The sequence below is a fragment of the Actinomadura citrea genome (assembly GCF_013409045.1).
Taxonomy (GTDB): Bacteria; Actinomycetota; Actinomycetes; order Streptosporangiales; family Streptosporangiaceae; genus Spirillospora; species Spirillospora citrea.
Map to the genome: position 1 here is coordinate 7,416,954 of NZ_JACCBT010000001.1, position 12,848 is coordinate 7,429,801.

General features: G+C 73.1%; 12 protein-coding genes. 2 read left to right on the plus strand and 10 right to left on the minus strand.

Translation table 11 applies throughout. The annotated features are described in order from the left end of the window. Nucleotides 1–5 precede the first annotated feature (5 nt). The gene (locus BJ999_RS33865) at nt 6–1,565 is read right to left on the minus strand and encodes a FadD3 family acyl-CoA ligase (protein WP_179837029.1); all 1,560 of its coding nucleotides are present in this window, start codon (nt 1,563–1,565) and stop codon (nt 6–8) included. Between the two features lie 549 nt (nt 1,566–2,114). Here BJ999_RS33865 and BJ999_RS33870 point away from each other — a divergent pair. Then, entirely contained in the window at nt 2,115–3,707 is a 1,593-nt protein-coding gene (locus BJ999_RS33870) for an amidohydrolase family protein (protein WP_179837030.1), read from the plus strand. 111 nt (nt 3,708–3,818) lie between these two features. Next, nucleotides 3,819–4,751: an aminoglycoside phosphotransferase family protein gene (locus BJ999_RS33875; protein ID WP_179837031.1), complete on the plus strand. Its 933-nt coding sequence runs from the start codon at nt 3,819–3,821 to the stop codon at nt 4,749–4,751. Nucleotides 4,752–4,773: 22 nt separating this feature from the next. Here BJ999_RS33875 and BJ999_RS33880 read toward each other — a convergent pair whose 3' ends face one another. The 9 genes from BJ999_RS33880 to BJ999_RS33920 all read right to left on the minus strand — a co-directional run bounded on the left by BJ999_RS33880 (nt 4,774) and on the right by BJ999_RS33920 (nt 12,844). Then, a complete protein-coding gene (locus BJ999_RS33880) occupies nt 4,774–5,343 on the minus strand; it encodes a putative glycolipid-binding domain-containing protein (protein WP_179837032.1) in 570 nt (189 codons plus the stop codon). Between the two features lie 100 nt (nt 5,344–5,443). Then, nucleotides 5,444–6,073 (minus strand): HNH endonuclease family protein, encoded by a 630-nt coding sequence (locus BJ999_RS33885; RefSeq protein WP_179837033.1) that lies wholly within the window; start codon nt 6,071–6,073, stop codon nt 5,444–5,446. A 264-nt stretch (nt 6,074–6,337) separates the two neighbouring features. Then, nucleotides 6,338–7,129 carry an SDR family NAD(P)-dependent oxidoreductase gene (locus tag BJ999_RS33890; RefSeq protein WP_179837034.1) on the minus strand — a complete coding sequence of 264 codons (792 nt, stop codon included), beginning with the start codon at nt 7,127–7,129 and terminating at the stop codon, nt 6,338–6,340. 11 nt (nt 7,130–7,140) lie between these two features. After that, on the minus strand, nt 7,141–7,983 hold the full coding sequence (locus BJ999_RS33895; protein ID WP_229809955.1) for a MaoC/PaaZ C-terminal domain-containing protein: 843 nt from the start codon (nt 7,981–7,983) through the stop codon (nt 7,141–7,143). Continuing rightward, nucleotides 7,980–9,155 carry a lipid-transfer protein gene (locus tag BJ999_RS33900; RefSeq protein ID WP_179837035.1) on the minus strand — a complete coding sequence of 392 codons (1,176 nt, stop codon included), beginning with the start codon at nt 9,153–9,155 and terminating at the stop codon, nt 7,980–7,982. The genes BJ999_RS33895 and BJ999_RS33900 overlap by 4 nt, the downstream gene beginning before the upstream one ends. After that, nucleotides 9,152–9,631 (minus strand): MaoC family dehydratase, encoded by a 480-nt coding sequence (locus BJ999_RS33905; RefSeq protein WP_229809956.1) that lies wholly within the window; start codon nt 9,629–9,631, stop codon nt 9,152–9,154. Before BJ999_RS33905 ends, BJ999_RS33900 begins: the two co-directional genes overlap by 4 nt. After that, the gene (locus BJ999_RS33910; RefSeq protein ID WP_179837036.1) at nt 9,628–10,692 is read right to left on the minus strand and encodes an acyl-CoA dehydrogenase family protein; all 1,065 of its coding nucleotides are present in this window, start codon (nt 10,690–10,692) and stop codon (nt 9,628–9,630) included. Before BJ999_RS33910 ends, BJ999_RS33905 begins: the two co-directional genes overlap by 4 nt. Then, nucleotides 10,692–11,684 (minus strand): bifunctional MaoC family dehydratase N-terminal/OB-fold nucleic acid binding domain-containing protein, encoded by a 993-nt coding sequence (locus BJ999_RS33915; RefSeq protein WP_179837037.1) that lies wholly within the window; start codon nt 11,682–11,684, stop codon nt 10,692–10,694. Before BJ999_RS33915 ends, BJ999_RS33910 begins: the two co-directional genes overlap by 1 nt. Further along, entirely contained in the window at nt 11,681–12,844 is a 1,164-nt protein-coding gene (locus BJ999_RS33920; protein ID WP_179837038.1) for an acyl-CoA dehydrogenase family protein, read from the minus strand. The genes BJ999_RS33915 and BJ999_RS33920 overlap by 4 nt, the downstream gene beginning before the upstream one ends. Nucleotides 12,845–12,848 lie beyond the last annotated feature (4 nt).

The following is a 12,848-nucleotide window of genomic DNA, read 5'->3' on the forward strand; positions in this document are numbered from 1 at the left end:
CGCGGTCAGAGGCGCTCCTTGAGCTTCACGCGCCAGATCTTGCCGGACGCGGTCTTCGGGAGGTCGTCCACGAAGACGACCTCCCGGGGGACCTTGAAGTTCGCGAGCCGCTCCCGGCAGTGCGCGACCAGCTCGTCCTGCGTGGCCGTCCTGCCGTGGCGGAGCCGGACGTAGGCGCGCCCCACCTCGCCCATGCGCGCGTCCGGGACGCCGACGACGCCCGACTCGGCGACGGCGTCGTGGCGGGCGAGGACGTTCTCGACCTCGGCCGGGTACACGTTGAACCCGCCGACGACGTACATCTCCTTGGTGCGGCCGGTGATGGTGATGTTGCCGCGCTCGTCGACGCGCCCGCGGTCGCCGGTGTCGAGCCAGCCGTCGCGGACCGTCTCGGCGGTCGCCTCCGGGTCGTCCAGGTAGCCCTTCATGACGTTGTAGCCGCGGACGAGGATCGCGCCGTCGGTCCCGGCCGGGACCCGCTCGCCCTCGCCGTCGACGATCGTGACCTCGACGTCGGCGATGGGCCTGCCGGACGTGGTGGAGATGGTCTCGTCGTCGTCGTCCACGGAGCACGCCGAGACCGTGCCGGACGACTCCGTCAGCCCGTACGCGGTCACGACCTGCGGGAACAGCTCGTCCTTGATACGCCGCACCAGCGCGACGGGCACGTCCCCCGCGCCCGTCACCGCCAGCCGGAGGGACGACAGGTCGCGCTCGTCCCGGCCGGGGGCGTCCAGGAGCGCGGTGTAGATGGTCGGCGGCCCCGGCAGGACGGTGATCCTCTCCCGCTCGATGAGCCGCAGCGTCTCCGGGACGTCGAACGTGCGCTGCAGCACCATCGTGGCGCCCTGCATCACGCACGCCAGCACGCCGGCCTTGTAGCCGAACGTGTGGAACATCGGGTTCACGATGAGGTAGCGGTCGCCGGCCCGCACGCCGGTGCGGCCCGCCCACGCCCGGTAGGTGCGGACGTTCTGCTCGTGCGTGACCATGGCGCCCTTGGGCCTGCCGGTGGTCCCGGAGGTGAACAGGATGTCGGCGACGTCGTCCGGCGCGACGGCCGCCGCCCGCGCGTCCGCCTCGTCCGGGGGCGCGGCCTTGGCGGTGAAGTCGTCCCAGGAGATCACTCCCGGGCGCGCGGCGCCGTTGAAGGTGACGACCGTCCGCAGCGCGGGCAGCCCGGGGACGCCGGATCCGTCCGCGCCGAGCATGCCGGGATAGTCGATGCCGAGGAACCCGTCCTCCACGAACAGGATCTTCGCCCCGGCCTTGGAGAGCGGCCACCGGGCCTCGTCGCCCTTGTAGCGGGTGTTGAGCGGGACGAGCGTCGCGCCCGCGCCGAGCGCGCCGAGCACGGTGACGATCCAGCGCAGGCCGTTCGGCGCCCAGACGGCGATGCGGTCGCCCGGCTCGATCCCCGCGCCGGCGAACGCGCCCGTCGCCTGGCGGACCTGCTCCCGCAGCTCGGCGTAGGTGACCCGGACGTCCCCGTCCACGACCGCCTCCGCGTCCGGAAACTCCCTCGCCGCCCGCGCCACCAACCCCGGAACCGTCAGCTCGCTCATGAGCCACCATCATCCCGGCCGCGCCCCCGCCCGGCCGCCGACGTCCCGGTGACCGGTACGCCGGTCTCGTCCGCACGCGCGCAAGGTGTAGGCGCGGTCTGGACCCATCCGCCCGCGTCCGGGTTGCCGAAGATCGCGTGGCGCGGACGATCTTCACCGAGATGCGACCGACGGTCGCCCAACCGAAAGGATCGACGCGATGCATCACGCCACGCTCTGCGCCACGCCGTACCCGCCTCCGCTTCCGAAGCCGCCGCAGACCCCGGGCGGGCCGGGGGCGCCGCGGCCGCCGGCGGCGCTGTGAGCACCAGCGCTGAGTAAGGGCTCCGCGTGCGCGGAGCCCTGATATCGAATCCCGGTGGGGTGGTCGTGCGCCACTCCCACCGGGACTCTTCTCTCTCTGCAGGTCGTCGCCTCAGGTCGGAGGCCTGGCCGTCGCGCGCGTGCCGCTCGCCTGACCGGCGGCGATGTGAGGACTATTCACATTTTCTCGGATCGGTGTTTCACTCGGCTGAGAGCCACTGGACGTCTCCCCGGCCGAGGTGCCCCATGCCCGTCCGCCGTGCCACCTGCGTTCCGATCCTCCTCGTTCTCCTGCTCGCTCTTCTGCCCGTCCCCCGCGCGCATGCGGAGGGCGAACCGCGCGAGGTGCGCGGCTACATCGACGTCCACAGCCACCTGATGGCGTACGAGGCGTTCGGCGGCGCGCTCATGTGCGGCAAGCCGTTCGACCCGCGCGGCATCCAGGAGGCGCTGCGCGACTGCCCCGACCACGCCGGCAACGGGGTGCTCGCCTGGTGGGAGAACTTCCTCAGGTACGGCAGCCCGTTCGGGACCCACGACCCGACCGGCTGGCCGACGTTCAAGGACTGGCCCGCCTACGATTCCCGCACCCACCAGCAGGTCTACTACGCATGGCTGGAGCGGTCCTGGCGGGCCGGGCAGCGCGTCCTCGTCAACCACCTGGTGGACAACCGGCAGCTCTGCGAGATCTATCCGCTCAAGCGCACCCCCTGCGACGAGATGGCCTCGATCCGGGTCCAGGCGCAGCGGATGCGGGAGATGCAGAGCTTCATCGACGAGCGCAGCGGCGGCCCCGGCAAGGGCTGGTTCCGGATCGTGCGCGACTCGGCGGACGCCCGCCGGGTCATCGAGGACGGCAAGCTCGCCGTCGTCCTCGGCATCGAGACCTCCGAGCCGTTCGGCTGCCGGCTCGTGGGCGGCGCCCCGGCCTGCACCCGCGCCGACATCGACCGGGGTCTGGACGAGGCGCGGAGCCTCGGCGTGGCCTCGATGTTCGTGTGCCACAAGTACGACAACGCGCTGTGCGGCGTGCGGTTCGACGGCGGCGTGGCGGGCGCCTTCGTCAACCTCGCCAACTTCGTCGGCACCGGACGGTTCTGGCAGGCCGAGACGTGCAAGGGCCCCGCCCACGACAACACGATCGCCCCGGCGGGCGAGGTCGGCGACGCCCTCGAACCGATCCTGAAGCTGCTCGGGCTGGCGGGGATCACGCTCCCGATCTATCCGAGCGCCCCGCACTGCAACGTCCGGGGGCTCAGCGACCTCGGCGCGTACATGATCCAGGGGATGATGAAGCGGCACATGATCGTCGAGATCGACCACATGAGCGCCAAGGCCGCCGGCCAGGCCCTCGGCGTCCTGGAGGCCGCGCGGTACCCCGGCGTCATCTCGTCCCACAGCTGGATGGACGCGACCTACCTGCCCCGCGTCTACCGGCTCGGCGGCATGGTGGCCGGGTACGGGAGCGCGGCCGACCGGTTCACCGACGAGTGGCGGCGCAACAAGGCCCAGCGCGATCCCGCCCGCCCGTTCGGCTACGGGTACGGGCTCGACGCCAACGGCATGGGCGCGCTGCCGGAGCCCCGCACGGGCGGTGACGCGGGCCCGCTGCGCTATCCCTTCACCTCGCCGATCGACCCGGCGGTGAAGCTCGACCGCCTCAGCGCCGGGCTGCGCACCTGGGACCTCAACACCGACGGCGTCGCGAACTACGGGCTCGTCCCCGACTGGATCGCCGACCTCCGCGCGGTCGGCGGGCCGGAGATCACCGAGGACATGGCGCGCGGCGCGGAGGTCTACCTGCGGCTGTGGCGCGGCGCCGAGACCGCGCCCTCCTGAAAGATCGGTAGCCTGGGGGCCATGCGTTGACCCCTGCCCGCGAGCCGGGCACCGCCGACGTCTCCTTCGTGACACCCGACCGAGAACGGAACCCACGAAGGAGACGTCACCATGAACACGTCGATCCGCATCGACGTCCCCGAGGCGCTGGCCGCCTCGTACAGCAAGCACAGCGGCGCGTCCGGGCGCGCCTGGATCGCCGCGCTGCCCGACCTGGCCGCCGGCTTCCTGGACCGCTGGACCCTGCGCCTGGACGGTCCGGGACGGCACGGCATGGCCTCGCTCGTGCTCCCGGTGACCCGCGCGGACGGCACGCCGGCCGCGCTCAAGCTCCAGACGGTCACCGACGAGCACGCCACCGAACCGGTGGGCCTGCGCGTATGGGACGGCGACGGGGCGGTGCGCCTGCTCGACCACGACCCGGACACCGGCACGATGCTGCTCGAACGCCTGGACGCGGCCCGGCCGCTGTCATCGGTGCCCGACGACGACACCGCCGTGGGAGTCCTGGCCGAACTGCTGGTGCGCCTGGTCGCGTGGCCCGCACCCGAGGGGTTGCGCCACCTGGCCGACATCGCCGCCGCCATGCTCGACCAGGTTCCCGCCGCCGTGCCCGTGCTGGGCGACCCGGCCGACCGGCGGCTGGTGCGGACGTGCGCGTCCGCCGTGGCCGAACTGGTCGGCGAACCCGGCGACCGCCTGCTGCACTGGGACCTGCACTACGACAACGTCCTCGCCGGGGAGCGGGAACCCTGGCTGGCCATCGACCCGAAGCCCCTCGCCGGCGACCCCGGCTTCGACCTGCTGCCGGCGCTGGACAACCGCTGGGACGAGGTGGTCGCGAGCGGCGACGTCACCCGCACGGTCCTGCGCCGCTTCGACCTGCTGACCGAGGCCCTCGGCCTGGACAGGCGGCGGGCGGCCGGCTGGACGCTCGGCCGCGTGCTGCAGAACGCGCTGTGGGACGTCGAGGACGGCGAGACCGCCCTGGACCCCGCCCAGGTCGCCATCGCCACCACTCTCCTCCGCCACCGGGCCGGATGACCTCGGAGAGGCGGGCCGTTGCTCAGGCGCGGCGGGTCGCGAGGCCCGGGTACTCCAGCACGAACCCCGCGTCGTCGTAGACGAGCCGGGCGGTGAAGTCGAACGCGGGGGCCGCGTAGTCGTAGGCGGCACGGCCCCCGCGCGTGTAGGTCTGTTCGAGCCGGCCGACGCTCAGATCGGCGGCCCGGACGTAGACCGCCGGGACCTCCGCGGTGCCGCCGGCGGGCAGGTCGAGCCGGTGCACCGGAAGCGCGTTGGTCATCGCCGAGGACTCCAGGTCGACGTCCAGGCAGCCGTCCAGGTCGGGCGCGGGCCGGCCGTCGACCGTCCAGCGTCCCTCCCGGACCTGGCGGACGACCACCTCTCCCGGACCCCCGTCGAGCAGGTTCGAGACCCTGGCGGAGCGGGTGCGCCAACGCACGTCGACCTCGATCACGTAGTCCACGGTCCACGGCGCGCCGTCCTCCACGGCGGTCGTCGTGCCGTGCAGCCGCCACCCTCCGCCCGACCGCGCGATCTGGAGGACCTCGAAGCCGGTGCGTGCCTCACGATGCTGCCAGGCGGCCGTTTCCGGGGGTTCCGCGAACGTCATGCCCGCCATCCTGGCACCAGGGGAGGACACCAGCAGGGCCGGTCGGAGGACGCCGCACCGGCGCCCGCGAGAGGGTTCTCGCAGGCGCCGGTGGGGTCGGTCAGCAGGTGCCGAGCATCGTGTTGAGCGCGCTCTTCTCCGCGCTGTCCACGGTGAGGCCGTAGTACCACTTCACCTGGATCCAGGCGCGGGCGTAGGTGCAGCGGAAGGAGCCGACCGACGGCTGCCACTCGGCCGGGTCCTTGTCGCTCTTCGCCTGGTTGACGTTGTCGGTGACGGCCCACAGCTGGGGGCCGCCGAGGTCGTTGGCGAACGACTGGCGGCGGGACGTCGTCCAGGACCAGGCACCGGACGCCCACGCCTCGGCGAGCGGCACCATGTGGTCGATGTCCAGGTCGGACGCGAGCGTCCAGGTGGCGCCGTCGTACGGCGAGTGCCAGCTGCCGGACGTCGCGGCGCACGCTGAGTCGGTGGTGACGTTCGTGCCGTCCCGCTTGAGCACGGTCTCGCGGGTGTTGCACGTCCCGGAGATGGTGATCCAGTGCGGGAACAGGTCGCGGTCGTAGGTGCTCCCGTGCGATTCGGCGGCCACGGTGAGGGTGGCCAGGCGGCTCGCGGCCGTGGCGGCGGACGGGATGTTGGGCGGTGTGGCGGACGCGGGCGCGGCCGCCGCGCCGAGCAGTGCCGCGCTCAGGGCGGCGGGGAGCGCGAGCGTGAGAAGTCGTCGCATCGGGTGCCTTTCCGCTGTCGTCCCGGGCCGGGGCGGGGGCCCCGAGGGGGAGCGGGAACGACGGCACTGCGACGGTTACATTTTCGACAAATCCGAATAAATGTCACGCTTTGCCCATGCGCGGTGCCGCCGTTGGTCGGAAGGTGACGTCTCTCGCCGCTCGAATGCCGCTGAGCTGCGACAGCACCGGAGAGGCCGGTCCCGTAACGGCGGATGAAGAGTTTTCGAACCCGCGACCCGGCGCGCGCAGAACCCGCTCTGGCGCTACACGGTGGCGAGGACGGTTTCGGCGTCGTCCCAGAGGCGGCGGGCGAGGGCGCCGTCGCGGGCCCTGGGCTTGAGCGGCTTCTCCCTGGCGACCTGGAAGTACCGTCCGGTGCCGCCGGAGTCCACCAGGTCGACGACCGGTGGGGCGGCCCTGGCCACCGGCTTCAGCGCCGGCCTGACCACTCTCATGAGCACGCCGAGGGGCCCGCCCCGGGTGGTGAGCTCCGTGCGCAGCACGCCCGGGTGCACCGCGTCGATCGTCACCCCGGCGTCCTTCCACCTCTCGGCGAACAGCGGGACCATCAGCAGGTTCGCCAGCTTGGTGTTGGCGTAGGTCCGGACGGGGTGGAAGTCCCGGCCCTCGGGCGTCCGCTCGGGGTCGACCCGGCCCGTGGTGTAGAGGGCGGCGCTGACCTGCACGACCCGGCGCAGCCGCTCCTCCAGCAGGCGGTTCAGCAGGAACGGCGCCAGGTGGTTGGTGAAGAACGCCTGCTCGAAGCCGTCCTCGTTGACCTCGCGCCGGTGGGGCCAGAGCGCCGCGTTGTGCACGAGCACGCCCGGCCCGGGATCGGCCGCGGCGAGCGCCCCGGCCAGGTCACGGACCGTGCGGACGGACGACAGGTCGCCCACGACGAGGTCCGCGCCGATCTCCCGCGCGGCGGCGGCTCCCGCGTCCGGCCGCCGCGCCACGATCGTCACCCGGTGCCCCCGCCGGACGGCCTCCGCGGCGACCACCCGTCCCACACCCCGGTTCCCACCGGTCACGACGACGCTCGACGGCTCGTCCATGGTGCCGCAGCCTAGCGGGCCGCGGCGAAATGAGCCCGTCCGCCCGAGATGACCGTCAGGCCGTCCACGGCCGCCTCGAAGAGGACCGCGTCACCGTCCTGCCAGGTGCTGACCTGGAGCACGTCGCCGGGGAAGACGGGCGCGGCGAAGCGGCCTTCGAGCTCGGCGAGGTCGGCCGGGTGGGCACCGAGGGACTCGGCCAGCGGGAGGGTGACGGCCGCGAGCGTGCACAGGCCGTGCATGATCGGGCGCGGCATCCCGGCCGCCTTCGCCGCCTCCGGGTCGATGTGCAGGTGGTGGCGGTCGCCGAGCAACCGGTAGAGGGCCGCCTGGTCGGACGATGTGCGGACGGTCAGCACGCCGTCCGGGTCGGCCTCGGGCCGGCGGCGCGACGACGGGCCGCGCTCGCCGCCGAAACCACCGCTGCCCGGCGCGAACAGCGACCACGTCGCCTCGAAGTACTCGCTCTCGACCGCCACGTCGAAGACGGCCGCGGAGCCCTTGTCCCACACGTCGGTGACGCGGGCGCTCATCTCCACCGAGCCTGAACGCGGCAGCGGCTTCAGGACGCGGAGGCGCTGGGTCCCGTGGACGGCCGTCCGCACGTCGAACGCGCCCGCCGAGCCCAGGGCGTCCGGGGCCCACTGGGCGAGGGTCAGCACGAACGTGGGCAGGACACGGAGCCTCTCCTCGAACACCAGGTCCAGGTCCGAGGCGCCCGCGCCCACCGCGAGCGCGTAGAGGATGGGCCGCGTCTCGTCGTAGGTCACCGTCCGCGCGCCGAGCGCACGCCCCTGCCACGCGCTCATGCCCCCGGCGGGAGGACGGCCTCCCGGTTCGCTCCGCTCGTTCATTGGTCGGCTCCCAGGATCAGACCGCTGGTCGGGACGCCGGTGCCGGCGGTGACGAGGACGTTGTGGACGTCGCCCGGCTGGTTCACCGAGGTGCCGCGGACGAGCCGGACGGCCTCGGCGATGCCGTTCATCCCGTGGATGTAGGCCTCCCCGAGCTGGCCGCCGTGGGTGTTGATCGGGAGCCTGCCGCAGAGCTCCAGGTTGCCGTCGGCGACGAAGTCCTTGCCCTCGCCCTTCGCGCAGAAGCCCAGCTCCTCCAGCTGCGGAAGGACGAGCGGCGTGAAGTGGTCGTAGAGGATCGCGGCCTGGACGTCGGCCGGCGTGAGGCGCGACTGGCCGTAGAGCTGCCGCCCGACCAGGCCCATCTCGGGAATGCCGGTGATCTCCGAGCGGTAGTAGCTGGTCATCATGTGCTGGTCGTTGCCGGAACCCTGCGCCGCGCCCCAGATCACGGCGGGCCGGTGCGGGAGGTCGCGGGCGCGCTCGGCGGAGACGACGACGAGCGCCTGGCCGCCGTCGCTCTCCTGGCAGCAGTCCAGGAGGCGGAGCGGCTCGGCGATCCAGCGGGACGCCTGGTGGTCCTCCAGCGTGATCGGCCGCCCGTAGAACCACGCGGCCGGGTTCGCGGCGGCGTGCCTGCGGTCGACGACGGCGATGCGGCCGAAGTCCTCGCTGGTCGCGCCGTACTCGTGCATGTAGCGGCGGGCGAACATCGCGACCCACTGGGCGGGGGTCGAGAGGCCGAACGGGTTCATCCACGCGTACGCGGCGCTGTCGGCGCTGACGTCCATCGGGCGGTCGGCCTGCCCGAGGCCGTAGCGGGTGCCGGACCGCTCGTTGAACGCGCGGTAGCACACGACCACGTCGGCGACGCCGGTCGCGACGGCCATCGCCGCCTGCTGGACGGTGCCGCAGGCCGCGCCGCCGCCGTACCCGATGCGGGAGAAGAACTTCAGCTCGCCGATACCGAGGTTGCGCGCGATGTGGATCTCGGAGTTGGTGTCGGCGGTGAAGGTCACCATGCCGTCCACGTCGGACGGCTGGAGCCCCGCGTCCACGATGGCGGCGAGCACCGCCTCGCAGGCCAGCCGCAGCTCGCTGCGGCCCGACTCCTTGGAGAACTCGGTGGCGCCGATCCCGGCGACCGCGGCCGCCCCCGGCAGCACGCTCATGCGCCGCTCCCCTGTGCTTCGACTGCGGGTAGCTCGACGGCGGGTGCTCCGGCGGCGGGCAGTTCCACCACGACGGTGCCGGTGACGTGCGGGCCGATCGCGTTGACGCCGCGCACGGCGATCTCGACCCGGCGGCCGGTGTCGTGCTTGGCGGCGACGGCGCCGGTCAGCACCATCGTGTCGCCCGGGTAGTTGGGCGCGCCGAGCCTGATCCTGATGGCCTTCACGACCGCGGCGGGCCCGGCCCAGCCCGTCACGTACCTGTCGACGAGCCCGTTGGTGGTCAGGATGTTCATGAAGACGTCACGGGAGCCGCGCTCGACCGCGAGCGACGGGTCGTGGTGGACGTCCTGGTAGTCGCGGCTCGCCAGCGCGGTCGCGACGATCATCGTTCGGGTCAGCGGGATGCTCAGCTCGGGGAGCTCCTCCCCCACCGCCACGTCCTCGTATCCCCTGCTCACGGCGTCCGCGCTCACAGGGCCGCCCCCAGCAGCTCCAGGTCGGAGGACGCGCCGCCGAGCGTCCCGGAGATCTGCTTGCCCCACAGGAAGTGGCGGTGCACCGGGTAGTCGACGTCCACGCCGATGCCGCCGTGCAGGTGCTGGACGCGGTGGACGACGTTCAGCCCGCCCTCGTCCGACCACCACTTGGCGACGAGCACGGCGGTCTCGGCGTCCTCCCCGGCGTCGACCAGCGAGAGGGCGTGCCAGAGGCAGACGCGCAGCGCGTCGATCTCGATGTAGCAGTCGGCGAGCTGGTGCTGGGCTGCCTGGAAGGTGGCGAGCGGGCGGCCGAACTGCTCGCGGCCCGACAGGTAGTCGGCGGCCATGCGCAGCGCGCCCTCCGCGACGCCGACCTGGACGGCGGCCAGGGCGAGGCGGGCCAGCCGCAGCGCCGTGGCCAGCGCGCCGTCCGGAAGGGCGCGTGCCGGGGCGCCGTCGAGGGTCAGGTGCCCGGCGACGTCGCGGCTGGTGGTCTCGGCGCGCTCCCACGACACCCCGGAGGCCGAGGTCTCCAGCAGGAACAGGCCGGGCCCCTCCGGCGACGCGGCCGAGACGAGGACGTGGCTCGCCCCGAACGGCGTCGGGACGGCGGCCTTCGTGCCGGTCAGCAGCCAGTTCTCGCCGTCGCGGGCGGCCGCGCAGCGCGGCGCGGCCGGGTCGGCGGGGCCGAACTCCTCCAGGGCGAGGGTCGGCCGGGACGTCCCGTCCGCGAAGGCCGCGGGGACGTCCTCGCCGTGCGAGGCGAGCGTGAGCGCGGCGACGACGGCGGGCCAGATCGGGACGGGCGCGACGGTGCGGCCCTGCTCCTCCAGCAGGACGGCCAGGCCGGCGGCGCCGAGGCCCGCACCGCCCGCGGGCTCGGGCAGCGCGACGCCGAGCAGGCCCGTCTCGCCGAGCTCGGCCCACAGTCCCTCGTCGTATCCGTGCCCGGACCCTTCGGCGTCCTTGATCCGCGCCTGCGTGGCGCGGTCGGTGAAGATCTGCCGGGCGAGGTCCCTGACCGCCGCCGGCTCTTCGCCGAGCGTGAAGTCCATCAGCGCTCCTTCGGTCCGGCCGGGCGGAACGCCGGCAGGGACAGGTCGGGGTCCGGGTCGATCCAGTCGAGGACGACGGGCATGCCGACCTCGACGTCCTGCGGCGCGACCCCGGTCATGTTCGCGATCAGCCGCGTCCCCTCGGCCAGCTCGATCACCGCGACGACCAGCGGGTAGTCGAACGCGGGGTGGCGCGGGTGGTGGTTGACGACGTAGCTGTGGACGTGGCCGTCGCCCGACGCCTGGACGGTGTCCCAGTCGAACGAGCCGCACTGCGGGCAGCACGGCCCCGGCGGGTGCCGCAGCGACTTGCAGTCGGCGCAGCGCTGGATGACGAGCCGGTGCTCGCGGGCCGCCTCGAACCAGAACGCGTTGTCCAGGTTGATCGCCGGGCGCGGGCGCAGCGCCTTCGGCTCCGTCTTCTCGGTGGTCTTCTCGGCGGGCTTCCCGGCGGGCTTCCCGGCGGGCTTCCCGGCGGGGCGGAACCTCAGGAGGCGCCACCGCTGCGTGGCGACGACCTCCCCCGCCCCGTCCCGGTAGGTCTTGACCGTGCTGACGAAACGTCCCGCACCGAGCGCGGTCCTCTTCTCCGGGGAGATCGACTCGACGGTCTCCTCGACGCTGACGCGGTCGCCCGGCACCAGCTCCCGGTGGAACTCGAACTCCGAGTCGGTGGCGACGACGGAGGTGTAGCCGCCCTCGGCCAGCAGCTCGGTCAGCTCGTCCGGTCCCGCGGGGTCGGCGCGGACGGACGCGGCGTACCCGCGCATCGTCCACGCCTGCATCATCGACGCGGGGGCCACGACACCGTCGCGGCCGGTGGCCCGCGCGGCCTCCTCGTCCAGGTAGACGGGGTTGCCGTCCTCCATCGCCTCGACCCAGTGCCGGATCATGGGGACGTTCACCGGGTCCTGCCCGACCCGTGGCGCGCCGTAGGGCCGCCCGACCCACGCCTGGAGCCGCGCCTCGTACTCCTCGCCGTTCCCGCTCATGACCGCCTCGACCTCGGCAGACCCAGTCCCTGGACCGCGACCATGTCGCGCAGCACCTCGTTGACGCCGCCGCCGAAGGTGTTGACGATGCCCTGCCGCGACAGCTGCTCGATCTGCCCGTGCAGCACGGCCCCCGGCGACTCGGGGCGGATCCGGCCGGCGGCGCCGAGGACCCCGGTCAGCGTCCGCTGGACCTCGATGTGCGTCTCGGTCCCGTAGGACTTGGCTGCCCCGGCCTGCGCGCCGGTCAGCGTCCCGGCGTCCACCGCCATCGTCATCTTCCAGTTCATCAGCCGCATCGCCTCCAGCTTGGCGTGGGTGCGGGCGAGGTCGGCCCGCACCCAGGGCAGGTCGATCACCCCGTTCTCGCGCGCCCAGTCGCGCACGTCCTCCCACAGCCGGATCATCCGGCCGCCGAGTGCGGCGAGCCCGATGCGCTCGTGGTTGAGCTGCGTGGTGATCAGGCTCCAGCCGCCGTCGACGTCCCCGACCACCGACGACGCGGGCACCGCGACGCCGTTGTAGTACGTCGCCGTCACGACCATCCCGCCGACCGTCGGGATCGGGCTCCAGGAGAACCCGTCGGCGTCGGTCGGGACGATCAGGATCGAGATGCCCTTGTGCTTGGGCGCGTCCGGGTTCGTGCGCGCCGCGAGCCAGATGTGGTCGGCGGTGTTGGCGCCGCTGGTGAAGACCTTGCTGCCGTCGATGACGAACCGGTCGCCGTCCCGGACGGCCCGGGTGCGCAGCGAGGCGAGGTCGGTCCCGGCCTCGGGCTCGGTGTAGCCGATCGCGAAGACGAGGTCGCCGGACAGGATGCCGGGCAGGTACGCGCGCTTCTGCTCGTCGGTGCCGAACCGCATCAGCGTGGGGCCGACCGTGTTCACGGTGACGAAGGGGAACGGCAGCCCGGCGCGCTGCACCTCGTCGAAGAAGACGTACTGCTCGGCGATCGACCTGCCCTGCCCGCCGTACTCCTCCGGCCAGCCGTAGCCGAGCCAGCCGTCGTTGCCGAGCATCTTGACGATCTCGCGGAACCGCTCGCCGCCCACGCCCTGCTCGCCGGCGCGGCGCCGCACGTCCTCGGGCAGCAGGCCCGCGAAGTACGCCCTCAGTTCCGCGCGCAGCTCGCGATGCGCCTCGGACTCACGCAGATCCATACAT